Origin of the sequence: Bacillus mesophilum (assembly GCF_008923265.1) — a bacterium.
GTDB lineage: Bacteria > Bacillota > Bacilli > Bacillales > Cytobacillaceae > Cytobacillus > Cytobacillus mesophilum.
In genome coordinates, this window is record NZ_WBOT01000010.1 from 1 (window position 1) to 25511 (window position 25511).

Sequence of the window (25511 nt, forward strand, 5' to 3'; positions counted from 1 at the left end):
GAAAAAGCCACTTTTCTATCTGATAAAAGACAGAAAATGGCTTTTTTACTTTATAAAATTCAGTATAGATTCCCACTGGGTTAAACAAGAAACATAAATTATAAGAAAATCAGTGCCCTCACTCCGTTCCTGCGGGGGTTCACCCTTTGCTCTGCAGCCCGCAGGAGTCGAGGGCCCTCCACTCCATTTCATTCATATTTTTAAATTTTTTTAGCAGAAGCAACAAAAAATCCGAATGTTTTACCATTCGGATTACTTAAATACTTATGTTCCATTCTCCATCCGACAATATTCTAAGTTTCTAAAGTCTTTTTAATTTACGAACGCCGACTATAGCAATTACAAGCATACCAGCAGTTAATAATGCATTCACAACCCAGTTTTTATTATCCTCGCCTTTTTCTTCAGCTGGTGGCGGTGCTGCACTTTTTAAGTGCTGAGATATATTCTCTTCTGAAGGTTTACGGTGAAGCTGAATGGACTGCACATACGTACGATCATCATTAAAAAATTGCAGCTCTCCATTATCTGATAACTCTTCCCTGTACTTGTGATTGGATGGAATGGTAACTTCTATTGTTTGTCCATTTGTTGTATAAATATTCTCATTATCCTGATAGACTTCATTTTTATCGATATGATCATGAATATAGGTATTAAATCCATAATCGAAAATCTTAATTGTGTCTTGATAGATATCACGCTTAAAATCAGCTTTTAGGGCAATGGCGGTTAAATTTAGTGAACCATTAGAGGCAGTTGTAGCAAGAGTTTGTTTTGATTCATTTACAAATCCAGTTTTCCCGCCTGTCACCCATTCGTATGAATACTGATCTAGAAGCATTAAATGGTGCGTATATAAAGTAGTATCCCAAGATTCTCCCGCCCACTTCAATTCTGTTTCACCAAAAATGGTTCGAAAAGTTTCATTTTGCATTGCATAATTCGTAATTAAAGCCAAATCTTCTGCTGTCGTATAATGATCCTCGTTGTATAAGCCATGTGGGTTGGTAAAATGAGTGTTTTTCACTCCTATTTTTTCTTCTAAGTATTCATTTAAATGTTTTGAGAATTGATCGATATTCCCGTCTGTGTATTCAGCAATTGCCCATGCTGCATCATTTCCCGAGTTAATTAGCATTCCCTGAAGCAGTTTCAAGAGAGAAACCTGCTCTCCTTCTTCTAAATAAACACGAGTGCCAACAACATTTCTTGCATCCTCACTAACAGTCACAATATCTGATAAATCACCTTTTTCAAGAGCGTAGATCGCAGTAGCTATTTTCGTTAAGCTCGCAGGAGCCATTTTTTCCTGTGCATTTTTCTCATAAAGGATTGCACCTGTATCAGAATCCATTAAAATAGCGGCTTCACTGACGATTTCAGGATACCCCACTTTTTTTTCTTCAACAATTGCCGTTTCAGCGTAGGTGTGGGTTGAAAAAGGAATCATAATAAAAGAAAATAGAACAAATGATATAAGTTTCTTCACAAATATACACATCCAATACTTAGCCTTTAACCTTTATAGATTGTACCAAAATATTGACTGTGATTTATAAATGAAATTAAATTGTTAATAAAATGAAATGTTTCTTCCTTTTTTTGAAAAAAATGAGAATTGGTAAGCGTTATGTCCTATATGAAGTATCTTATTCTAATTCTTTTTACTTAGATTCTTATCATAAAAGAAATACCTCTGGAAAATATTATTTTAATTACATTAAAAAAACCTGTCTTATGACAAGTTTTTTTATATTGGTATCTGGTCAATGTTATTTCTTATTAACTGCTGCACCCTCCGCCACCGCAGCTTGAACAGCTTGATCCTCCACCGCTATCTGAATCTGACGAACTGTTGCACCCAAACCCGGAGCATGATGATCCTCCTCCTGCATAGTGATCCTTCGTCAATTCTTTCGGCATGTATTCATGCATATGATCTTCATAAAGATCCGGCTCATATAGAGAATAAAAGATAATCGCACTCGAAGCATACATATATACTTGAGATTTGTCCGTCCCTTTTTCAAGGGTCAATAAATCTCCATTGTTCATTAAACGATCCGCTTCATTCATTTCATCTTTCATCTTGTGGATTAGATACATTTTTACATCCATGTATTCTTTGCCTGTATTAAAATATTTCTCAAGTAACGCTTCGTCATCCATATTGCGAAAATCACTAAGAATTTCCTTTTTCATTGGATGTTTAAGAAATGCTCCCCAAATGATCTTACTGTTTTCTTCTACTTTAAATAAACTTAAATAGACCCAATCAAAAAATGCACGTTCTCCAGGAATTGGAGCAGTATTTAAGTTTGGCGCATGGTGTAAATATCCTCCAAAGAACGAATTGCAAAATTGCTGATACTCTCTTGTAAACATCAGCATTTCATGCCAGACTTCATCAGCTTTTGCACTGAACATTGGAACAGATTTTAAAATGGCATTCATGACAAAATACCTTTTTAACTCATAAATTGCCCAGTCCACTTGAAGAGAAGACGTTTTTGGAAACTCTCTTACTACTCTGTTAAGCACATTGTCTTCATACGAAAATGGCAGTGACTGCTCAAGTTTTTCTTCAATTGGCATTGCAGCTGTTATTTGCAGACCTAAATCATCTGGTACTGGTGTTTTCTTTAAAGTCCCAATTCGTTTTTTAGGTCTGTTTGCTGCTGTAATGATCACAGCTAAGAAGATCATTATAAAAATAACAACAAAAAATTCCATGCCTCTCCCCCATTTCTTTAGAAAAACATCAAAATTAAAGGAACTGGTATTTATCCATAAGTTATATTTAAATTTTTACACTTTTCCCTCTTTTTGTCTACATGGAAATCACTATCTTCATGTTAAATAAATGTTTTCAAGGTTTTCTAAAAAAAAAACATGAAAATAGACAAGTTTGCCTGTCTATTTCGCATACCTTTATAATGGACAAACTATTTGAGGGGGAGAAAAAGGAATGACATTTTTTGTATTAAAAAAGAGAACAATTATCTTGTTTTTGGCTGTGTTAACTGTGGTTGCAAGTGCAGCAGCAGTTATTTACACAAGATCTGAAAATGTTACTGCATTCAGTCCTGCTGCAGGTGAGAATGCCAGAGACATTCACATGGTAACAGGCGAATTTACAACTAACACTGCTGATGGAAAAGAGATGGAAGTTTACCGCTGGGATCCCGGTACCATATTTGTTGAAAAAGGCGAAAATGTAAATTTAAAAATTTTAGGTGTTAATGGAAGTGAGCATCCATTTTACATTGAAGGTACAGACATAAAAGGTGTCGTTAAAAAAGGAGAGGAAACCGTAGTACCATTAAATTTTGCGAAAGAAGGAACATATAAGCTCATTTGTAATGTTCATTCCCATCATGAAAATCATGGTACGATGATTGCATATATCGTGGTAGATTAAAAAATTGTCTTATATTTTTGACAGATTGTAATATTTTATCATGTTACCTTATTAAGACAAAACCAGAAAGAAAACGGCTTAGTTTGATTCCACATACATCTTCACCTCAATTAGCTGCTTCGCATAATCATTCTCAGCTGCTCATTTCCAACTATTTAAAATGCAAAAAAGGATGTCCTCAATTTAGATTGGACATCCTTTTTAATGGATAAAAACTTATTTTTTATTTAGAAATAAACATCTGTGTCCAGTAATGGCCATATGATCCGCCTTTTACGTAACCAACACCCATTTGTGTGTAGCTTGAAGAAAGAATGTTTTTACGGTGCCCTTCACTATTCATCCACGCAGTCACAACTGCTTGTGCTGACGTTTGACCTGCTGCAATATTTTCACCAGCCGTTTTATACGTAATTCCAAAGTTTTTCATCATTTGGAATGGTGTACCATACGTTGGTGAATTGTGGTCAAAGTAATTCTTATTAATCATATCTTGAGATTTGTATCTAGCAACTCTTGCAAGCTCCCAATTTGATGTTAATGGTTTTAACCCATATTTGGCTCTTTCTTGGTTTACCAGCTTTAAAACTTCTTCTTCAATCGTTAATGTAGAAGCTGATAAAGATGGTATATTAAGCTTTTGACCAGGATAAATCATATTAGGATTTGAAACAGATGGATTTGCACTTATAATCTCAGAAACTCCAACCTGATATTTTAACGCAATTTTCCACATCGTGTCTCCTGTCTGAACACTGTGTACAGACGCTGCAGATGCTGAGGTATAAATTCCAAAGACTAGAGTAACAGACAACATGAAAGTTAGAAGTAGTTTTTTCATAGTCTTAATTAAAACAGATAACTTGCTATTTAAATAGCGGTAAATGTTGCCGAAGTTGCCTAATTTCATTAAAGTTCCCCATAGATTACTATATATAACAGTTCGAGTTTTAAGACATATTAATATAATACAGTTATCTATTTACCACTATACTCATAGTGTTAAATAGGTAAAAAATCTATATTTACCAAGTGTTCACAATACGTTCATATTTATTGTGATTGTTTTCACAATATATCTGTTATACTCAAATTGTAGTTAAGTTGTATCAACTGTTATAAGATATTTAAAATCATTTTTTACAGAGGTGACTTGATAATGAAACAATGGAATGGTTTTACTGACGGCAAATGGAATAAAGAAGTAAATGTCCGCGATTTTATTCTTCAGAATTTTAAGCCTTATGATGGAGATGAGTCATTCTTAGTCGGTTCAACTGAGGGAACTGACCGATTATGGGAACAAGTTATGGACCTTACAAAGCAGGAGAGAGAAAATGGCGGTGTCCTTGACATGGATACTGAAATTGTTTCAACGATTACTTCACATGGACCTGGCTATTTAAACAAGGATTTAGAAAAGGTAGTTGGTGTACAAACTGATAAACCTTTCAAACGGTCCCTCCAGCCATTTGGCGGTGTCCGCATGGCTGTGCAAGCATGTGAATCATATGGATTCGAAGCAAGCAAAGAAATGGAAAAAATCTTTACAGAATTTCGCAAAACACATAACCAAGGTGTATTTGATGCATATTCAGATGAAATGAAATTAGCTAGAAAAGCGGCAATTATTACCGGACTTCCAGATGCTTATGGCCGCGGCAGAATCATTGGTGACTATAGACGTGTAGCATTATATGGAGTTAACCGCTTAATTGAAGCGAAGAAAGAAGATATCAAAAACTCAAGCAGCGTAATGTCCGAAGAAATAATGCGCCTTCGCGAGGAGCTTTCAGAGCAAGTACGGGCTCTTAATGAATTAAAACAGCTTGCTGCAAGCTATGGCTTCGACATTTCAGAACCTGCAAACAATGCGGCAGAAGCATTCCAATGGCTATACTTTGGTTACCTTGCTGCCATTAAAGAACAAAATGGTGCGGCAATGAGCCTTGGACGTGTATCTACATTCCTTGATATTTATATTGAAAGAGATATCGAAAATGGTACCCTTACTGAAGTTGAAGCACAAGAAATTGTTGATCATTTCATCATGAAGCTTCGTTTAGTAAAATTTGCCCGTACCCCTGATTATAACGATCTATTCAGCGGAGACCCTACATGGGTAACTGAATCAATCGGCGGTATGGCAATTGACGGCCGTCCGCTTGTAACAAAGAACTCATTCCGCTTTCTTCATACATTAAAGAACCTTGGACCAGCACCAGAGCCAAATTTAACTGTCCTATGGTCAAAAGATCTTCCTGAAGGTTTTAAAAAATATTGTGCGAAAATGTCAATTGATACGAGCTCTATCCAGTATGAAAACGATGATATCATGAGACCAGAGTATGGTGATGATTATGGAATTGCCTGCTGTGTCTCTGCTATGGAAATTGGAAAACAAATGCAATTCTTTGGAGCACGCGCCAATCTCGCAAAAGCGTTATTATATGCGATTAACGGAGGCGTAGATGAAAAGCTGAAAATTCAAGTAGCTCCTAGCTTCTCTCCTATTACTTCTGATGTACTTGATTATGAAGAAGTGATGCAGAAGTTTGATAATGTTATGGAATGGCTCGCAGGATTATACATCAACACATTAAATGTAATTCACTACATGCATGACAAGTACAGCTATGAACGAATCGAAATGGCATTGCATGATACAGAAATTCTTCGCACAATGGCAACTGGGATCGCAGGATTAAGTGTAGTTGCTGACTCATTAAGTGCCATCAAACATGCAAAAGTAAAAGTAATCCGTGATGAAAATGGAGTTGCAGTTGATTTTGAAACAGAAGGTGATTATCCGCAATATGGAAACAACGATGATCGTGTAGACAGCATCGCGATTAATATTGTTGAAACATTTATGACAAAGCTTCGCAAACACCAGACATACCGCAATTCATTGCATACAATGTCGATCTTAACCATTACTTCTAACGTCGTTTATGGTAAGAAAACCGGAAATACACCTGACGGCCGCCGTGCTGGTGAACCATTTGCACCTGGTGCAAACCCAATGCATGGCCGTGACCGTAAAGGAACACTTGCTTCCTTATCATCTGTAGCAAAACTTCCTTATGATTACGCACAGGATGGTATTTCTAATACCTTCTCAATTGTCCCTAAAGCTCTTGGTAAAGATGATGAGTCAAGAAAGAGCAACCTTGTTTCCATCCTTGATGGGTATTCCATTAAAGAAGGCCACCATTTAAATGTTAACGTATTTAACAGAGAAACACTTTTAGACGCTATGGAACATCCTGAAGAATACCCGCAGCTAACCATTCGCGTCTCAGGATACGCAGTAAACTTTATTAAACTAACAAAAGAACAGCAACTAGACGTAATCAACAGAACCTTCCACGAAACAATGTAACAAGAAATGCGGAAGGCGCTTGCCAGGGACGACAAGCTTAAGACGAGCCAGGCGGAAGGTCGTTCTTTGACCTTTTGACTGGATTGGCTTAAGACCTCGAGTCCCTAGCGCCTGCAGCAAGACAACAAGAAATGCGGAAGGCGCTCGCCCAGGGACGACAAGCTTAAGACAAGATGGCTAGAAGGTTGTTCTTTAACCTTCTGGACAGATTGGCTTAAGACCTCGAGTCCCTAGCGCCTGCAGCTAGAGAACAATAAAAGCGGAAGGCGCTCGCCCTTCTTACAATGAGAAATCAGCTTCGCCTGATTTCTCCCCTTCAATACTCTTGAATCATGAAAGGAAGATCACAATGAACGGAAATATACATTCAATAGAAACCTTTGGAACAGTTGATGGACCAGGCATTCGATATGTCATTTTTACGCAGGGGTGCCTTCTGCGCTGCCAATTCTGTCATAACGCAGATACTTGGGAGATTGGCACAGGTAAACAAATGTCTGTTTCCGAAATCATTGCTGATTTAAAAACATATCTTCCTTTCATTGAATCATCAGGCGGAGGTATTACAGTCAGCGGCGGAGAACCTTTATTGCAGCTGCCCTTTTTAATTGAATTGTTTAAGGAATGCAAAAAACTTGGTATTCATACGACTATTGACTCTTCAGGAGGCTGTTATTCCACTTCCCCTCATTTTCAGAGTCAATTAAAAGAAGTACTGAAATACACCGATTTAATATTGCTTGACCTAAAGCATATTGATAAAGACAAACATAAGAAATTAACAGGGTTAACAAACGAGCATATCTTGTCATTTGCCAAATTCTTATCAGATCAACAAGTTCCTGTTTGGATTCGCCATGTACTTGTTCCAACAATATCAGATTCTGAAGAAGATTTGGTCCATTTAGGCAGCTTTATTAGCACTTTAAATAACGTTAAAAAGGTAGAAGTGTTGCCATATCATAAACTTGGTGTTTATAAATGGGAGGCTCTTGGATTAGACTATCCTTTAAAGGATATTGAACCACCTAGCGAAGAAAAAGCTGAGTGGGCTTATCAGCTATTAACAACACAATAATACGAAAAAGCATTCCTAGTGATCAGGAATGCTTTTTTATACATGTATGAGTGATTAGTGTATATTTAATATACTATCCATTGTAGAGAAAAACAACAACAAAATTAATGATTAATAATTAGTCTGCCGTTTTTATGTTGAATATGATAACCTGTATATTCATCAAAGTTTACAGTAATGCTGGCACCTGTTCGAATAGCTAGATTAATATTATCTTCCAGCCCTTTGTCCTTATAAAAGCTGTGTATTTGAATGGCAAAACTTTTATACTTCGGATCAATAGACAAACTGCCTGTTGATAACCCGCCGATTGGCTCGCCATTCTTTATAATGGTAAATACATCAGAATTTTTAATGCCATATAAAGATGCATCAATGCTTGCAGCAGCATCGATCAAATCTGCAAGATTACTATATTTTGTTTTGTCTTCAATTAAATGATAGGTATCCCCTTCTGGAGATACAATTGTCTCAGGCTTCTCATCCGTGTCTTCCGTCTTTCCTACTTGCTTTTCATCATTAGCTGGATTGGTTTCAGATTGATGATCAACTTCTTCTTTTACTGGTTCTTCTGCTTCACTAGGATCTTCCTTGTTTAACTCATTATTAGATTCAGTTTCTTCATCTGCAGTTCCAGTTACAGCATCCTGACTGTCACTTTTAATCTCCTCATTTACTTGCTCTTCGTTTGCAGAAGCATCATCAGGTCTGCCTTCATAATAAAAAGCTCCTGCTGCAGAAAAGAATAAAGTCGCCACTAAAGTATAAATCCATTTCTTCTTCACAATCATCCACTCCTTTTTCTCTTGCTTTAATTTGTTTACTAATTAGACGATGCAAAAAACGTAAAAGTTGATAATTCATTTAAAAATATTTCAAAAATGTTACAGAATAATTTCAACATATTTCTATCTTTCTACATTTGACGTAGTAGTTATTTAAAAGTTACAGATATTTCACTTTATCCTGAATTCTTTGCCTTAAACCTATTTTATTTGCAATTTAGATTCAGCAATATATAATAGCTACATTTCTAAAGTACATTTTAAAAAGCAGATGATAAGCGATCAATGAAGAAAGGAACAAAAAACCCAAACGATTTGATGGAGTAAAAGAATCTCTCCATATCGTTTGGGCTTTTCATCTACATTAAATTATATGTCACAAAAATTATTTCCACCATGTATCAAACATAGATGCTGGCACTTGTCGCTTATGTTCTGTCATCACAAAGCGTTTTTCAATTTTTTCAGCAACATCTGCTGGAACTGTTTTGCCTTCCAAATAGTCGTCCAGCTGATCATAAGAAATACCAAGCTCTGTTTCATCTGCCTGGCCAGGCTTTTGATCAAGTAAATCGGCTGTCGGAACCTTTAAATAAATTCTCTCTTCTGCCCCAAGCTCTTGAAGCAGCTGTTTTCCTTGCCGTTTGGATAAGCCTGTTAATGGCAATACGTCCGCACCGCCATCACCATATTTAGTAAAGAACCCAGTTACCGCTTCTGCAGCATGATCTGTTCCAATGACAAGCAGGTTTTTTTGTCCGCCAAAAACATATTGTGCGATCATTCTCATTCTTGCCTTTACATTTCCTTTATGATAATCCTTCAGTTCATCTCCGGCTGCAGACGTGTCATAAGTTTCTTTAACAGCATCCACAGCTGTTTTAATATTAAATGAAAATTCTTGATCTGCCTTAATAAAATCCATGGCACGCTGCGCATCATCTTCATCCAGTTGTGTACCGTAAGGCAGTCTAATCGCTGCAAATGTTGCTTCATTTCCTTCTGAGCGCAATTCCTCGACAGCTAATTGAGCAAGGCGTCCAGCCAATGAAGAATCCTGCCCCCCGCTAATGCCCAGCACATAGCCTTTTGCGTTTGTTTTTTTCAAGTAATCCTTTAGAAACTGAATACGATTAGCTATCTCTTCTTTTGGGTCAATTTCTGGTTTTACATTTAATGCGGCAATAATTTCAGACTGCAAGCTCAATTTACAGCATCCTCTCTATTTTTCATTTTGTTTAACCTTCTCTTTAATAGCGGCAATATGATTCATTTTGTTTTCCCAGCAAGCAGGACTTAAATCAACAGGGTATTCTTCAGGATTTAATGCGCGGCGATATTCATCCCAAAGCAGGCTGAGATTTGCTTTTACTTTTTGCTGAATTTTCTCGACCTCCGGCTTTTGATAAGTCAGTTCGCCATTACTGAAAACTTGCACATGGAGTTCTTTTGCTTCAAAATTTGTCACAAATTTACTAATATACGTGTGGACTGGATGGAACATTTTTAACCGTTCCTCCTGCTGTGGATCTTCATAATCTAGGGCAATATAATCGCCTTCTGATTTATCATTTGCCTTATTGATTATACGGTAAACTTTTTTAAGTCCTGGTGTTGATACTTTTTCAGGATTCGCACTAATTTTAATGGTATCGGTCATTTCTCCGTCTCTTTCAATACTGACTAGTTTATATACCGCTCCCAGTGCTGGCTGGTCATAGCCAGTAATTAGCTTCGTCCCGATTCCCCATATATCAATTTTAGCACCTTGGGCCTTTAAGTTCATAATGGTATACTCATCAAGATCATTAGAAGCAATGATTTTTGTCTCAGTGAACCCAGCATCATCAAGCATTTTCCGTGCTTCCTTTGACAGATACGCTAAGTCACCGCTATCAAGCCGAATTCCTTTAAATCGGATCTTATCTCCAAGCTCTTTTGCCACTTTAATTGCATTAGGCACTCCTGAACGCAGGGTGTTATAAGTGTCGACTAGAAATACACAATCTGTATGGCTTTCTGCATATTTATGAAAAGCCTTATATTCATCTCCATATGCTTGGACAAGGGCATGGGCGTGCGTACCAGCTACTGGTATTCCGAATTTCTTTCCGGCTCTTACATTTGATGTAGCCTGAAATCCGCCAATAAAAGCTGCTCTAGTGCCCCAAATCGCAGCATCAAGTTCCTGGGCGCGCCGTGAACCATATTCCATGGCAACTTCATCACCAACAACCTCTTTAATTCTTGCCGCTTTTGTAGCGATCAATGTTTGATAGTTAACAATGTTTAACAGGGCTGTTTCAATCAATTGTGCTTCTGCTAGTGATGCCTCCACCCTTAAAATAGGCACATTGCCGAAAACCAATTCTCCTTCTTCCATACAGTTAACTGTACCTGTAAAACGCAATTCACTTAAATACGCAAGAAATTCCTCTGGATAGTTCAATGTTTCACGTAAAAATTGGATATCACTTTCTGTAAATGAAAAACCTTGCAGATATTCAATCACTCTCTCCAAACCTGCAAAAATTCCATATCCATTTCCAAAAGGCAGCTTGCGAAAAAAGAGATCAAAAACAGCCTTATTTTCATGAATGCCGTCCTGCCAATAAGTGAAAGCCATATTGATTTGGTAAAGATCTGTGTGAAGCCCTAAGCTATCATCTTCAAAAATTGTACCCATAATGACTCACCTTCTCCGTTTAGATTATGTTTGCATTTAAAGTATTTTTAAAATGGGAAAGTGCCCACTCATGTCCTATTGCATTAAAACTCGCAACTGCATCACTGTGAATATTGATTTTAAATCCTTTGTTATATGCATCCACAGCAGTATGAAGCACACAAATATCTGTACAGACCCCAACAAGATGAAGCTCTTGAATGCCTCTTTCCCGAAGCAGCAGCTCAATGTTGGTCCCGGCAAATGCACTATATCGTGTTTTATCTTTCCATATTACATGGTTTTCCAATTTATATTTCTCATACACATCTGCAAGCTTCCCATATAAATTTCTTCCTTCAGTTCCAGCAATATTGTGCGGAGGATATAATGCAGTTTCCGGGTGAAAAGGATCTCCTTCGTGATGCAAATCGATTGCGAAAAAAACTGGATCTCCTCCATAGATAAATTCTTCCGTTAATGATGTGATTTTATCTTCAATCTTGATGGCAGGTTCTCCACATGGCAATGCACCAGTAACAAAATCATTTGTGTAGTCAATGACTATTAAAGCTTTATTCACACTGATTCCTCCTTCATTAATATCTGGCGGTATAGATAGGATTTACGATATCCATATCAATAAAGCGATAAAGCTTTGTTCCTTTTTTGGATGTCCGCTGTGTCGTTTTTCCATCTGCTAATTCAATAAACGGCAATGTTTTAATCTTTCTTGCAAATGATTGTTCATTCAATATGGCAGAATCATTTGTGACAGTTGAGAGCACAGCTTGAAGCTCTGAATATGTGAACTCATCTGGCAGAAAATTTTTGGCTGCGGTTGTCTGAAGCATGACCTTAGTAACCATTTCAAGCGCTTGTTTGATTATTTCCTGATGATCAAAAGCTAATTCCGATTTCAGCACTTCGGTAACTGAAAAAAGGGCAACATCTGCTGCATCATCATTTGCTTGACGGCTTTTTAATAAGTGTTCAGGCACTAGCGCGTAGAAGGCGTTTGAAAGAATCCATCCGCGCGGGTCCCTTCCAGGCTGATCAAACACTGCAAAATGCTTCATATGAATATTTTGAATGCCTGTTTCTTCCATTAATTCTCTTTGAGCGGCTTCCCGTCCATTTTCACTTTCTTTGACGAAACCTCCAGGAAGTGCCCACTTTCCTGCCTCAATATTTGCTGTCCCTTCTGCAGTCAATTCACTGCGCTTTATAAGCATAATTTTCAATGACATAACAGGAGGTTTAAAAACCTCTCTTTTTTCAGTGACAATCGTGAAAACAGCAATATCAGCCGTATAGCCATCAGGTGTACGATATTTTTGGTTCATATCCAATTGTTAAAACGTCACCACCTTTTATATTTAACAAAATGTTAATTGTTAATTTTATTATATGCAATCTTCTCCAAGAAAGAAAGTCTTTTACTTTATTTTCCCTATTTTTTTTCTCTTACTCACTAATTTTTGCTTTTTCACGCCTGCCTCTCATTTTGCATAGGATGTATGGATCTTACCCACAAAGTATTCATAACTATATACCGAAGGAGGCAAGGAACATTGAATCGAAAACAATGGCTATCTTATGCCATCACAGCATTTGCTGCAGCGGTAGTGTCTATATTTCTATTCTCTTTTATTGACAGTAAGGAAGATCATCCAAGCGGAGAAACGCATGCCAATGAAACCGAGGAATCCGAACCAGCTAGCGGCGGAGAAAGCGGTGTTATAAATAATGTTGAAAATGATGTTAATAGCGATAAAGCAAATATAAATAATTCGATAGATAATCAAATAGAGAACGGAAACAATAATTCAATTGATAACAATATAACAAACAATATTAACGTTAATGTCGATGTAAACGTTCAAAATGATATTACAAACCATACTGATGGTGCATCATCCAATCAAGATCAAAATTCTGATGAGAGTAATGATGCTGGAAATGATCAGAACTCGAGTGAAGAAAATGCTGATCAAAGCAGCAGCGATCAAAATGCCAGCGGTAACGGAAACGGTAGTGAAGAAGTCGTTTGGGGTGTAGACTCAGCGAGTCTAACCACAAACGACTTGCTTTCCTGTGTTCGTGAAAATTTTGGTGATCCAGCAATCTGGGGCCGATATTTAGGGGAAAAGGAAGGTGTATCAGCTGGTATAACCCCTGAAGAAATTGATCTTCTTCATAATGAAGGAATTGAAGTCCTAATTATATGGAATCATTTCACTAATGCCACAGGCTACGAAAATGGGCAAAACGAAGCTAGACAAGCAATTGAAGAAGCAAGGCAGCTTGGAATACCAGAAGGAGTTGCCATTTTTGCGGATATTGAACCAAATTATCCGGTTGATAGCGAATTTATTCGCGGTTATTATGACGGATTAAGTGAATCTTCTTATGTTCCTGGCGTGTACGGTGTTTTTGATTCTGAACGAGCATTATTTACAGAATATGCTGCAGCGGCTGCGAATAATTCTGACTTGCAGAATGACATGATTATTTGGACCGCATCTCCACAGGAAGGGATTACTACGAAGGAGAATGCGCCAGAATATAATCCCGAAGCTCCAGAAGGTTCACAAGTCTATGGATGGCAATATGGTCTTGACGCTCAAACATGTAATATTGATACAAACTTATTTCGTGGTGCTTTAACCGATTATTTATGGAGTTAAAATAGTAAACTTAATAGAAAATTCAGTTGACTAAAAACCATCCTTTTCTTTATAATGTAAACTAACAACGATAAATAGTTTACATATTTAGAAAGGGAGATACATATGAATAGCGAACAAATTAAACTTAGATCAATGATTGTTACTGCTCTATTTGCGGCCGTGATAGGCGTGATGGCGCAGATGGTCATTCCTATCCCTCCTGTTCCGATTACAGGACAAACATTGGCAATCGGACTTGCTGCAACTATACTAGGGGCAAAATATGGCACTTTTTCGGTTCTTTTATATTTAATGATTGGCGCTGCTGGTGTTCCTGTGTTTGCTGAATTTTCAGGTGGGCTTTCTACCATTGTTGGGCCAACAGGCGGATATTTAATTGGCTTTATTCCTGCCGTATTTATAATGGGCTTTTATATGGAGAAAACCGCTTTTACCTTTTTACATGCAATGATCGCAAATACAATCGGTATGCTGATTGCTCTTATTTTTGGTACTGTCTGGCTAAAGATTGCTGCTGATATGTCCTGGCTTGCTGCTATTGCCGGCGGAATTACACCATTCATCATTGTTGGTCTTATTAAAGCAGCATTGGCTGCATGGATTGGAGTTTTAGTAAGAAAACGGCTGCAATCAGCCAAGCTTTTACTGCCTACAGAGTATACAGCGAAGAAAACAGCTTAAATAAAACACAAAGTAAGCCAAAGCGTCCTTTTAGACGCCTTGGCTTCTTTTTTTATTTCTGCCTATAAATTAAAGATCGTTCCCACTAGCGAGTAGACTATGACTGTTGAAAAAAGAATGGTCATATGCAAAAGCGAATAGATAAACATTGTTTTTGCCCATTTTTCTGGATCCATTTTGTGATATCCATAAATACTTAAGGCTAGCCATCCGCCTCCAAGGAGAAATGCAACAAGTGTTAAACCCATGCTTAAAGAGCTAAAAAGAAAGCTTGTTAAGATCAATAAAACCAGATAAAAATTCGTTTGCCAATATGTCCTTTTTATCCCCTTTACAACAGGAAGCATAGGCACACCAGCACGTTTATATTCATCATGTCTGCGAATGCCAATTGCGTAAAAATGCGGCATTTGCCAAATAATCGTAATAATAAATAATCCTAATATCGCTGGATGGGTAATTTCAGGATTAATAGCAGCCCAGCCAATTAATGGCGGTGTAGCTCCAGACAGACTCCCGATTTCCGTATTATAGACTGTTCTTCTCTTGCTCCACATGGTGTATGGCACCACATATAAGAACAAGCCCGCAAAACCGATGATGGCAGCTAATGGAGAGGCTAATGCAAGCGAAATGATTCCAGCGATTGTCATAATGATTGCCAGCCATAATGCTTTAGAAAATGTTATTTCATTTGTAACAGTTGGTCTTTGCTTCGTTCTTTCCATTACCGCATCAATATCCCGATCATACAGGTTATTAAATGCACCAGCTGCACCCATCACTAAAATTGAACCAATAAGGGCAAAAAGTATATTCGGGATTTGATCTATAAGATCTAAATCATACGTATATATTGCCAATGTAAGTCCAGCAAACATAGGAATTAGATTCGATTTTATAATTCCTGTTTTAACTGTTGCAGCTAAAATTTTTGTCATTGGTTGTTTCTGTATCGTTATCTCTTCATGTTTATTTGCCATTACCACATATTCTTTCCTTTACATGTAATCACTTTATATAAGGATTGTATCATACATTCTAAGCTGCCTGAGGAAAATATGCCTATAAGGCAAAATCATCTAGCTTCACAGAACCATTTAAGCAATACACCTTAATTCTCTAGTTATAATTAGTTTCTCTCTTTTCAATCACGATCAAGCATGTACTATCTGGTAAAGCAACTTCGTTTCCAAGCTCATCCATATACACTATTTTTTCACGTAAATGATCGGGATATCCTTCCTGCAAATAATGCTTTAAACAAATAATCTTTGCCTCTTCTCCTAGTGTTTTCTTTATAAATTCGTCGTATTCCCGAGGTGTAAAGTAGCCAAATTGCTCCTGCACTTCATGTGCAAAGGCTTCTGGTCCCCATGTTAGTGTGTACAATGCCTCCATGCTATCGTTAATCAACATTTTCACTTCATTTTGAGCTATTATTTCATAGGTGATTTTTCTGCCTTTAAATTCTTTTGAATATTGTTCTAAATAGGTCATCCATTTCTTATCCTTAAAACGAATTCTTCTGAATTCATCTTTATTTTCCGACATGATCCCATCTCTTATAATTATTCTTCCTCCTGGCCCTAAAACTGAAAATGCACTTTGCAGAGCCTCACCAATTACCTCATGATTAAAGTTGCGGCCATTGAACGGTATATAAGAAAATAGTTCATGTAATATAGAAGAAAAGATGATCGTATCAACAGATTCAGCAGAAAATGTATCTGCTAACTGAAGTGCATCACCCTTCATGACATGCCATGTGTGCTGTTCTTTATCCTTTTTCTTCAGCAGATTTTCGATCACATTTTCAGCAATATCAATACCTATAATCTCTTTATTAGTTGTCTCACTTTCAATCAGATCAAGCATGATGCCCCCGCCTGGACCGATATCGACTATTTTGTTTCCTTTTAAATAATCGAGAATGATCCGCTTATCATCTGCTGCTTTGTTCATACTTTCTAAATAATCCTGTTCATTATGAAAGCGGTCATACGCATCTCTTCTTAGGCCAAAAAAGTCAAATAACATGATGGTCGCTCTGGAATGCATCAGATCCACTTTTTCTGCTTCTACGCAAAAACGGATTAAAGCTTCACCAACATCAGAAAATGCAAAGGAAATGAAGGCGCAGTGTGCCTCTTTATCATAATCCATCTTATAAGACACATGTGTCTCATCTGGCTTCCTGGATTGACGATATTCCAGCAAATATTTCTCAATAACTCGTTTTCGATAAATATTTGTATGCTTAATCCCTTTATAGTCATAATGCATCTGCACCATAAACTCACCAAAATGAATATGCCTTATCTGTAAAGAAGCTGTATGATCTGCAGATAATTCCATAATAGTCAATATATCTAAAAGAGAAAAGTCATGTAAGGCAGCTGCAGCATACCAAAAATCAGCATGTTCAATAAACGCTTCAATAGATGGGTTCATCTCTCCCCCGGTATACTTGCCTTCTGTTAACCTGCAGAGACGTTCTCTGGCGGTTTGTTTTATTTCCCCATCTATTATATTGTCAATGATCTTTTCTGCTTCATCTTTTACTTCAATCCATATTTTTTCAGACACCGCCCTGATAATACACTCATTTAATATCATAAGCATTTCTCTTATTTGCTTGTCATGATAAAACTTCTTTAAGCTAAAAATTAACTCCATTGTGGATTGAAGCCGGGACTCTCCTCTTATGTATTGACCAATTAATCCGTGTGTGAAAATCAGCTGAAAAGTCAGATCTTTTCGTTCAGGATTTTCATAAAAAACAAGATCGCGAAAGATATGAGCTGAGGCTTCATTGTGAATTTGAAGCTGATAGCCCTGATCACTCCATCTTTTCCTTTGGCTGTAACTGCCGCCTTTTGAAATTTCACTATAAGCCATAACTGTTGATAGCATGTAATAAATTTCATCCCGCTCACCCTTTATTTCCTCAAGGATAGCAAGAGTACGATAAACATAATCAAAAAGGTGAGATGAACTCATATGATTCACTGCTTCGACTGACTCATAATTTTGCGTGATCTCTTCTGCTGAAACAATCATATCAAGCCAATCGGGCAATACTCCCGTAAGTTTATTATTTTTGTAAGCATGTATAATTTCAAAATGAGTTTGATACAAAACAATTCCCCCAATGCTTTTATTAACCTTCTATATTATGTTAACTCTATAAATAATTCGTTCGCTGATTCCTAAATAGTTCCTTCAAGACAAATGGAGTACTTAGAATGGCAGGAAACAAATAATAACTTAACCGGTAAAATAAAAGAATTAATAAACACAGTTCTGCTTGAACTCCATAAAACTCCATCCCTATTAAGAAAACAAAATCGAATGATCCAATACCACCAGGGATCATGCTGATAATTCCAACACATGAGGATAAAATCACAATAGGTAAAATAGAGAGAAGTGAAATATGCACACCTAAAATATTGGAAATTCCCCATATACAGATCACAACAAAGAGCCATTCGAAGAAAGAGATCAGTAAAAGCTCACCAAGATAAGACTTTTTAACATTTTCGAGACTCCATGTACTCTTACGAAGAGAGAAAATAACAAACAATATTGGTGTATAGGCTGCTACTGCAATGACTGCAATTTTTGCCATTTTCATTTCATTTAAAAAACGGCCGTCAAATAGGATAATTAAAAATGATAAAATAGATAGACCTGTTAAATAAAATAATGACAGCTTGGCAATAATTTTAATATATGGAACGTCATTATGAACATAACGGCGATAATACAGTGAACGTAAAGTTGCTCCTGCAACACCGCCAAATCCCACTAAATTCGAATATCCGTTAGCGGATAACGACATCCAAAACAGTTTCTTATTTGAAATTTCGATTTTGAATAACTTTACAAGAATAACATCATAATAATACATAGGAAAAAGTGCAATGAAACCGAGAATAAAGATATAAATAATATGCCGAACAGACAGCCTGTCCATATACAAATTTAACAGACTCCAATTAAAATCCTTCATAATCCCCTGTGCTTCAAAATAAATGATGCCCAGGATCACCAAAGGAAAAACCACTTTCGCAATTGTTACAACGTGTTTCTTTTTAATAATAGACAAATTACTCCTCCAATTCTACCTATTGAACTTTCCGTGAAATAATTGCAATAAAGAAAGTCAGCCATTTAATGATATAAGGAAAACTTCCCCAATAGCAACCCTTAAAAAGGAATAAACTGATCCGTGCCCAACCGTACTGCTTTACATCACATAGATAGCTATTTTGTAACTGCCTTTCTCAATGCACAATATAAATCACATTTAATTGTGATCTTGCCAATCATGTTAGCTATATTGCTTCTTCCTCCTGCCATTGTGATTAGAGGCAAATTGCTGTATAATTTGTGATATAACAAACAAATGGTGTGGGAACAAAGAGGTGAATAAATGACGGATTTTATATTAGAAATTAGCAACAACTATGCGCATTACACATTATATGCTAGTTTATTCATCGTCTTTACTGCTAAATTTGCGTGGGCTTGGAATACAGAATCCATTCATTTAAAACCCAATAAATATCAGAAGCAGTTTTCACTTCATATAGAGGATTATATTTTAAAAATTAGTGACTCTCTAAATGTAAACTTTGAATTGCGTTTTCTATTTGTTTGTGTCCGCAGAAAAGAAGCACCAAATGACGATTCAGCATCACACCTCCCTATCTGTTTCAATCACTAAAATGAAAACAGAAGGGAATTGAACATACTTGAAATTAAACAAAAAACTATTGATGTTTACGATGATTATTTTATCAGCATTACTGCTTGCAGGCTGTCAATCGCAAGGAAGTGACGGAGGTTTCTTCCATACTGTCTTTGTTAATCCATTTGCTGTTTCCATCCACTATGTTGGCATGTTTTTTAATGATAACTTTGGGATTGCTATTATCATTATTACACTAGCAGTTCGGCTGTTATTAATGCCGCTGATGATGAAACAATATAAGAACCAGCAGGTTATGAAAGAAAAAATGGACATTCTGAAGCCTGAAATGGAACAGATTCAAAAGAAGTTAAAAGAAACAAAGAACCAGAAAGAACAGCAAAAGCTTCAGCAGGAGATGATGGGACTTTACCAAAAGCATGGGGTTAACCCGCTTAACATCGGCTGTCTGCCTATGCTTATTCAAATGCCAATACTAATGGGCTTTTATTATGCTATTCGAGGATCAGAGGAGATTGCCACACATTCCTTTCTTTGGTTTAACCTCGGAGAGTCAGATATATGGATTACAGTATTAGCTGGTATTGTCTACTTTCTGCAATTCAAGCTTACCCAAACAAGTTTGCCTGCTGCTCAGCAGCAGCAAATGAAATTTATGGGATTGCTTTCTCCAATCATGATCGTGTTTATTTCATTAAATGCACCTGCTGCTCTGCCGCTTTACTGGACGGTTGGAGGCATCTTCTTAATGTTCCAGTCCTGGTTAGGACGCAAGCTATATCAGCAGAAAAAAGAACCATCTGGACTAGTTAATAATGAAGCATAAAGAAAAAGCGCAGAGTGATTCTGCGCTTTTTTTGCAGACACTGGAATATTCCAGCTTCACTTTTAACCAGTCATATACAGCAGCATCCCGGTAAACGCACAGCCAATGCCGCCAAAGTAGCTGATACTCAAGTAAAAGAAAAAAGAACCATATTCTTTATGTTTAAACATATTTACAAGCTCAATCGAAAGTGTTGAGAAAGTAGTAAATCCCCCTAAAAATCCTATTGCAGTTAAGGCATAGTGATCCCCTTTCAAACCGCTGCCTGCAAGCAAGCCTAATAAAAAGGAACCAATCAAATTAACACAAAGTGTACCATATGGAATCCTGCTATTAGTTGTGCTTGAAAAGAATATAGACACCCAATATCGGCAAACCGCCCCTAAAAAACCTCCTGCAGCGACTAAAAGGATCGTCATGAATGAGTTTCCTCCTTGCGATTTACCACAAATTTCAATCCCAGAGCAGCTGCCAAAATACCTCCAAGTGCACTGCAGAAAATATATATAAATGCAGTTATTTGTTCTCCTTCAGATATTAACCTTGCTGTTTCAGCACTCACTGCTGACAAGGTTGTAAAAGAACCAATAGCTCCAGTTCCTAAGAGAAGCTGATGGTGCCGATTTATCTTTAACCTTGCTGAATTTGTAACAAGTATGCCTAATAGGAATGAACCTAACATATTGGTTAAAAATGTAGCAAATGGAAATGAGTGAACTGTACTAAATGGCAATGACGCAATTAAAAAACGCATTACACTTCCAATCATTCCGCCAATGCCAACATATATATACGTCATATTTAAAAACTCCTTACTATAGTCCGATTGCCTTTAACTCCCACTTTAACATCTTACATAACTAAATGTATTTTACACATTCTAAAAAAGATAATGAAGAGAAGGAGTGATCCAGTTGATAAACAAGAAAGCACTAATCGGAACAGCTTTTGCAGCCATTATGCTATCAGCATGTGGTGCCAATAACAACAACCTCAATGATACTGCATTTGATGATAGAAACTTAAACGAACCACTTCGAGTAAATTATGAAAATAATGACCGAATGAACAGAACAAATGAAAATAATGGCAATACACGATCCTATAATATAAATAATAATGGCAATCAAGAGCTTAACGACTACCGTTTAAATGGCGGCGATAGAGTTAACAATGCCGAGGATGAAATCAACCGCTCTATGAAGGTTGCTGATCGTGTAGCGGACAAAATTACAGATATGCAGGAAGTTGATCGCGCCAATGTCATTGTCACAGATAATAACGCCTATGTTGCAGCTTCACTTGAGGATGTCAGGAACTTAGAGACAAGGGGTACACTAGAAAATAAGATTTCTGATCAAGTTAAGTCGGTTGATCAGGATATCAATAATGTATATGTATCATTTGATCCAGATTTTAATAATCGTATGACAAATTACGCTGATGATATCCGCAATGGCGAACCAGTAGAAGGATTCTTTGATGAATTTAACGAAATGGTGCGCCGAATTTTTCCGACTCAAAATAACTAACCTTCTATAGCACCCTTCAATTTCCATGATAAAAGGCAAGCTGAAGTTTCCTCAGCTTGCCTTTTCTTATCATTTTAAAATAGAGATGTATGTCAAAACCAGATGGTTTTGTGCCACTATGTACTAAACCCAAGTACAAGCCTGCATTTTAGAATCATTCATTACATCTCTTCAAAGTAATCTTTATAAAAACCGCTAACTTTTCCGGAGTTATCAACGAGGAAATAGAACTCCTCTGTTTCGTTTTTAACATCATACGTTTTTCCTGCAGTTAAGGCTCTGTTCACAATATATTTGGCTGCATTTGTATGAACACATTTCACTTTTTTAAATGTTGGTTTTTCATTCCATGATTGATGAATCATTATCTGACACTCCTTCATATTCATTCTCTCTTAGTATAATGAATATGAATCAGTATCTGCAAGTTGATTTTGCGGGTATAGAGTCTTTCCAGGCATTATTTTCATTTTTTTGCGAATAGATTGGATCTTATTTTCATCAAATGTATACATTTCACCTGTTAACACATGTTTAAGGGTAATATATGTTATATTCTGTATGCGATCAACTCTAATGAATTCCATATTTTCATATTGCTGATGGTTGTATTCAATTTCAATTAATCCGTAATCTGCAATAGTATTCATTAAATGACCTTCTTTCTAAGCTGTTGGCATCTATCTTTACCACCAGCTCAGCATGTATTAAACATTTTTGCACACTGTTTTTGCATGATGTGCATGTTTATATTAAATGAATAACTATGGTTTACTAAATGTCTAACCCCAAGCCTTTTAACTGCTCCTCCAGCTGTTCAAAATACTTTTCACTAAGCCTCCCTTTTGCTCCTCTCAGTATTTCTGCTGCGTAATGAAGAGGTGGTGCTATTTCTTCTTTTTTGTTATAGACGTGAAAGGTTAAGACATTTGTAATTCTCCTTCCATCAAACAAGTCTATATCGACGAAAACCGGGCGATACCATCCTCCATAAAAACCTTCTCTCTGGAACAAATATTCAACACCATCATAGGGAATCTCATATAAAATACCTTCCGTTTCACCGCCATTTTCTACTATATCTGCTCTTCCTCCATCTGCACCTGGAAATACATATTTCATTGAATAGCCTTTTAACACACCAACTCCCCGAATGGTGCGGAAATATTGATCAGCTTTTGCTGCCTTAAAACGTTCCATATCCATGCAAGAACCATAAGCAAAATAAAATATTTTGTCTGGTTTCCTCTCCAATAGTCTATTTAGCTTCCAATCACCATAAACGATTGGCTTAACTAAAAGATCATCTCGATTGGATACATAAACAAATGCATGTTCTATGCCTGAATCTGTATGGATTTCTTGTTCTATTCGGTTATATAAATTATCCGGATCACCAGGTATATAATCTTCCAGCTCGTCCAGCTCTTTAAATTGCTCAGGATTGATTTCATATAGCTCGCCATATACCTTATTTTCTAAATGTGGTCCCTTCATTGTCGGATAGCCTAACCCAGTATCAAATAACTCTCCATATACCCATGCCTGCTGAGCAAGGCATCTGCTGCCTTCTAATAGAAAATGATTTTGTTCGTGCTTTCTCAAGGTTCCATAAACAAACAGTTTGTATTTATCACTCACAAATATAGCCCCCTTACCTTCTTCTCTTTACCTTATTCTCCAGCGAAAAAACAAAATCCTTTTAAAATATCCGCTGGTTAATGGGGCAGAAATGAAGGTTTAGGAGCTTAAATGACAAAATAGTATTGCTCTACTGAGCCATTAAGCACTTACATTGGCAATAGTTAATTTTTTTTATAATAGGCAGTTTACAGAATGCAGGTTTCTTCGTTTTACTTAAATGAATGCTATCGAGAATGCCTTTAAGTTCTTCTTCTCTTTCTTTTTTAAGCATTTCCATTGTAAAGATATCCATATTCATTGTGGTTGCTCCTTTCGTGCCTCAACTTCTTCTATTTCATTATATTCGTGATGCACCCTGCTCACATTGGCACGAAGAATGAACATTATTACATCTTTTGGCTGAGGTAAAAGGAATCTATAATGTTATAAATTTTAATGTGTTTTCTTTTCAATGGACTGCTCTCTGAGCTTATATTTTTGAATTTTACCTGAAGCTGTCATTGGATATGATTCTGTAAATTCAATATAACGCGGAATCTTGTGGCGAGAGATACGGCCAGCACAAAAAGAACGTAATAACTCTTCATTGAGATTGGCATTCTCTTTGAGGACGATCCACGCTGCAACTTCTTCTCCATATACAGCATCAGGCACGCCAACCACTTGCACATCCAAGATGGCAGGATGAGTATATAAAAATTCTTCGATTTCCCTCGGGTAAATATTTTCACCGCCACGAATTATCATATCCTTAAGTCTACCGGTTATTTTACAATATCCGTTCTCATCCATAACAGCCAAATCACCAGTATGAAGCCAGCCTTCTTCATCAATGGCATTCTTGGTGGCTTCAGGATTCTTATAATAACCCTTCATTACATGATATCCTCTGGTGCATAGCTCCCCCTGCATGCCAATTGGCAATTCTTTGCTGGTACCTGGTTCCGTAATCTTCACTTCAACCATTGGCAATGCTCTTCCTACCGTTTCAACTCTTAGTTCTAGTGGATCATTGGCTCTTGTTTGCGTAATTACAGGAGAGGATTCTGTCTGCCCATAACAAATGGTAATCTCAACTGCACCCATTTTATGAATAACATCCTTCATTACTTCAATTGGACAGTTTGAGCCGGCCATAACGCCTGTTCTTAATGAGCTAAGATTATAAGTGTCAAAATGAGGGTCATTTAATTCTGCAATAAACATAGTCGGCACTCCATGCAAAGCTGTACACTTCTCTTTCTCTACCGTTTTCAATACCTCTGCAGCATTAAATTCTTGAACTGGCACCATGGCAGCACCTACTGAGACACTTGCAAGTGTACCTATTACACATCCAAAACAATGAAAAAACGGAACAGGTATACACAATTTATCCTCTTTGGTAAGCTTCATACAGCCTGCGATTTGAAAAGCGTTGTTTATAATATTTGAATGGGTAAGCATTACTCCTTTTGGAAATCCTGTTGTACCAGATGTATATTGCATATTAATGACATCATCACTTTGGAGGCTTTTCTGACGCTCCTCCAACTCTTCATCTGTAACAGCTTTGCCCATTTCTATCACATCATCCCACTTATATGTACCAGGATAGTTGTTTTCTCCTATTACAATCACATTCTTTAAAAATGGAAATCTCTCAATCTTTAGGTTCCCTTTTTCTGCATCTGCCAGTTCAGGAACAAGCTCATATAACATCTCAATATATGAGGTATCCCGATATGTTTCCATTAATATCAGTGTTGAGGTATCTGATTGCTTCAGCAAATAGTCGAGCTCCGCTTTCCGGTAATTTGTATTTACCGTAATCAACACAGCCCCCATTTTCCCTGTTGCAAACTGAGTCGTTACCCATTCGGGAATATTACTGGACCAAACGGCAAGATGATCACCTTTATTAATTCCAAGCTTCATGAATCCCTTAGCAGCTTTATTACAGGATTCATTGAATTGCTGGTAGGTGAGTCGTAAATTTCGATCAGAATAAATTAGGGCTTGCTTTTCTGGATACTGTACAGCCTTCTCCTCAAGCAATTGCCCTACTGTTTTGTTCATCAATCCGTTCATATACCCAG

Annotated in this window: 26 protein-coding genes; 8 read left to right on the forward strand and 18 right to left on the reverse strand. The window is 37.0% G+C overall.

Annotation, left to right across the window (positions count from 1 at the left end; genetic code table 11):
* Window positions 1–301: 301 nt before the first annotated feature.
* Complete coding sequence (locus tag F7732_RS20155) at window positions 302–1492, reverse strand: D-alanyl-D-alanine carboxypeptidase family protein (RefSeq protein ID WP_240056700.1); 1191 nt, start codon at window positions 1490–1492, stop codon at window positions 302–304.
* Window positions 1493–1785: 293 nt separating this feature from the next.
* On the reverse strand, window positions 1786–2736 hold the full coding sequence (locus F7732_RS20160) for a glycine-rich domain-containing protein (protein WP_151575859.1): 951 nt from the start codon (window positions 2734–2736) through the stop codon (window positions 1786–1788).
* A 235-nt stretch (window positions 2737–2971) separates the two neighbouring features.
* Here F7732_RS20160 and F7732_RS20165 point away from each other — a divergent pair, with 235 nt between their 5' ends.
* The gene (locus tag F7732_RS20165) at window positions 2972–3424 is read left to right on the forward strand and encodes a cupredoxin domain-containing protein (protein WP_151575860.1); all 453 of its coding nucleotides are present in this window, start codon (window positions 2972–2974) and stop codon (window positions 3422–3424) included.
* A gap of 223 nt (window positions 3425–3647) precedes the next feature.
* Here F7732_RS20165 and safA read toward each other — a convergent pair whose 3' ends face one another.
* A complete protein-coding gene (gene safA / locus F7732_RS20170) occupies window positions 3648–4265 on the reverse strand; it encodes a SafA/ExsA family spore coat assembly protein (protein WP_192913069.1) in 618 nt (205 codons plus the stop codon).
* 318 nt (window positions 4266–4583) lie between these two features.
* On the opposite strand from safA, the gene pflB reads away from it, so the two are divergent.
* Both pflB and pflA read left to right on the forward strand, forming a co-directional pair.
* Window positions 4584–6809 (forward strand): formate C-acetyltransferase, encoded by a 2226-nt coding sequence (gene pflB / locus F7732_RS20175; RefSeq protein WP_151575861.1) that lies wholly within the window; start codon window positions 4584–4586, stop codon window positions 6807–6809.
* A gap of 349 nt (window positions 6810–7158) precedes the next feature.
* Window positions 7159–7887, forward strand: coding sequence for a pyruvate formate-lyase-activating protein (gene pflA, locus F7732_RS20180; protein WP_151575862.1), 729 nt, complete (start codon window positions 7159–7161; stop codon window positions 7885–7887).
* Window positions 7888–7991: 104 nt separating this feature from the next.
* Here the strand turns inward: pflA and F7732_RS20185 are convergent, their stop codons facing one another.
* The 5 genes from F7732_RS20185 to F7732_RS20205 form a co-directional block, all read right to left on the reverse strand.
* On the reverse strand, window positions 7992–8672 hold the full coding sequence (locus F7732_RS20185; protein ID WP_151575863.1) for a hypothetical protein: 681 nt from the start codon (window positions 8670–8672) through the stop codon (window positions 7992–7994).
* 385 nt (window positions 8673–9057) lie between these two features.
* The gene (nadE, locus tag F7732_RS20190; protein ID WP_151575864.1) at window positions 9058–9879 is read right to left on the reverse strand and encodes an ammonia-dependent NAD(+) synthetase; all 822 of its coding nucleotides are present in this window, start codon (window positions 9877–9879) and stop codon (window positions 9058–9060) included.
* A gap of 15 nt (window positions 9880–9894) precedes the next feature.
* Window positions 9895–11358, reverse strand: a complete 1464-nt coding sequence (locus tag F7732_RS20195) for a nicotinate phosphoribosyltransferase (RefSeq protein WP_151575865.1) — start codon at window positions 11356–11358, stop codon at window positions 9895–9897.
* Window positions 11359–11377: 19 nt separating this feature from the next.
* Window positions 11378–11920 carry a cysteine hydrolase family protein gene (locus F7732_RS20200; protein WP_151575866.1) on the reverse strand — a complete coding sequence of 181 codons (543 nt, stop codon included), beginning with the start codon at window positions 11918–11920 and terminating at the stop codon, window positions 11378–11380.
* 16 nt (window positions 11921–11936) lie between these two features.
* Window positions 11937–12683, reverse strand: a complete 747-nt coding sequence (locus tag F7732_RS20205; RefSeq protein ID WP_151575933.1) for an NUDIX domain-containing protein — start codon at window positions 12681–12683, stop codon at window positions 11937–11939.
* Between the two features lie 228 nt (window positions 12684–12911).
* Here F7732_RS20205 and F7732_RS20210 point away from each other — a divergent pair, with 228 nt between their 5' ends.
* Entirely contained in the window at window positions 12912–14027 is a 1116-nt protein-coding gene (locus tag F7732_RS20210) for a glycoside hydrolase domain-containing protein (protein ID WP_240056701.1), read from the forward strand.
* Between the two features lie 105 nt (window positions 14028–14132).
* Window positions 14133–14711: a biotin transporter BioY gene (locus F7732_RS20215; RefSeq protein ID WP_151575868.1), complete on the forward strand. Its 579-nt coding sequence runs from the start codon at window positions 14133–14135 to the stop codon at window positions 14709–14711.
* Between the two features lie 62 nt (window positions 14712–14773).
* Here the strand turns inward: F7732_RS20215 and cyoE are convergent, their stop codons facing one another.
* From cyoE to F7732_RS20230, 3 genes are all read right to left on the reverse strand, one after another.
* On the reverse strand, window positions 14774–15694 hold the full coding sequence (gene cyoE / locus F7732_RS20220) for a heme o synthase (protein ID WP_151575869.1): 921 nt from the start codon (window positions 15692–15694) through the stop codon (window positions 14774–14776).
* 139 nt (window positions 15695–15833) lie between these two features.
* Window positions 15834–17852 (reverse strand): class I SAM-dependent methyltransferase, encoded by a 2019-nt coding sequence (locus F7732_RS20225; protein WP_151575870.1) that lies wholly within the window; start codon window positions 17850–17852, stop codon window positions 15834–15836.
* 46 nt (window positions 17853–17898) lie between these two features.
* Entirely contained in the window at window positions 17899–18825 is a 927-nt protein-coding gene (locus F7732_RS20230) for a lysylphosphatidylglycerol synthase domain-containing protein (RefSeq protein WP_151575871.1), read from the reverse strand.
* A gap of 327 nt (window positions 18826–19152) precedes the next feature.
* Here F7732_RS20230 and F7732_RS20235 point away from each other — a divergent pair, with 327 nt between their 5' ends.
* Together F7732_RS20235 and yidC are read left to right on the forward strand one after the other, a co-directional pair.
* Window positions 19153–19446 (forward strand): hypothetical protein, encoded by a 294-nt coding sequence (locus F7732_RS20235; protein ID WP_151575872.1) that lies wholly within the window; start codon window positions 19153–19155, stop codon window positions 19444–19446.
* Window positions 19447–19474: 28 nt separating this feature from the next.
* Complete coding sequence (yidC, locus tag F7732_RS20240) at window positions 19475–20257, forward strand: membrane protein insertase YidC (RefSeq protein ID WP_240056702.1); 783 nt, start codon at window positions 19475–19477, stop codon at window positions 20255–20257.
* Between the two features lie 62 nt (window positions 20258–20319).
* Here the strand turns inward: yidC and F7732_RS20245 are convergent, their stop codons facing one another.
* Complete coding sequence (locus F7732_RS20245; RefSeq protein ID WP_151575873.1) at window positions 20320–20676, reverse strand: fluoride efflux transporter FluC; 357 nt, start codon at window positions 20674–20676, stop codon at window positions 20320–20322.
* Window positions 20673–21056, reverse strand: coding sequence for a fluoride efflux transporter CrcB (gene crcB / locus F7732_RS20250; protein ID WP_151575874.1), 384 nt, complete (start codon window positions 21054–21056; stop codon window positions 20673–20675). Before crcB ends, F7732_RS20245 begins: the two co-directional genes overlap by 4 nt.
* A 115-nt stretch (window positions 21057–21171) precedes the next feature.
* Here crcB and F7732_RS20255 point away from each other — a divergent pair, with 115 nt between their 5' ends.
* Window positions 21172–21789 (forward strand): YhcN/YlaJ family sporulation lipoprotein, encoded by a 618-nt coding sequence (locus F7732_RS20255; RefSeq protein ID WP_151575875.1) that lies wholly within the window; start codon window positions 21172–21174, stop codon window positions 21787–21789.
* 161 nt (window positions 21790–21950) lie between these two features.
* Here F7732_RS20255 and F7732_RS20260 read toward each other — a convergent pair whose 3' ends face one another.
* From F7732_RS20260 to F7732_RS20275, 5 genes are all read right to left on the reverse strand, one after another.
* Window positions 21951–22154 (reverse strand): DUF6501 family protein, encoded by a 204-nt coding sequence (locus tag F7732_RS20260; protein ID WP_151575876.1) that lies wholly within the window; start codon window positions 22152–22154, stop codon window positions 21951–21953.
* Window positions 22155–22184: 30 nt separating this feature from the next.
* A complete protein-coding gene (locus F7732_RS20265; RefSeq protein ID WP_192913066.1) occupies window positions 22185–22439 on the reverse strand; it encodes a hypothetical protein in 255 nt (84 codons plus the stop codon).
* A gap of 124 nt (window positions 22440–22563) precedes the next feature.
* Window positions 22564–23430: a gamma-glutamylcyclotransferase gene (locus tag F7732_RS20270; protein ID WP_151575877.1), complete on the reverse strand. Its 867-nt coding sequence runs from the start codon at window positions 23428–23430 to the stop codon at window positions 22564–22566.
* 130 nt (window positions 23431–23560) lie between these two features.
* The gene (locus tag F7732_RS22705) at window positions 23561–23731 is read right to left on the reverse strand and encodes a hypothetical protein (protein ID WP_161598918.1); all 171 of its coding nucleotides are present in this window, start codon (window positions 23729–23731) and stop codon (window positions 23561–23563) included.
* Between the two features lie 134 nt (window positions 23732–23865).
* Window positions 23866–25503, reverse strand: a complete 1638-nt coding sequence (locus tag F7732_RS20275; protein WP_151575878.1) for an AMP-binding protein — start codon at window positions 25501–25503, stop codon at window positions 23866–23868.
* Window positions 25504–25511 lie beyond the last annotated feature (8 nt).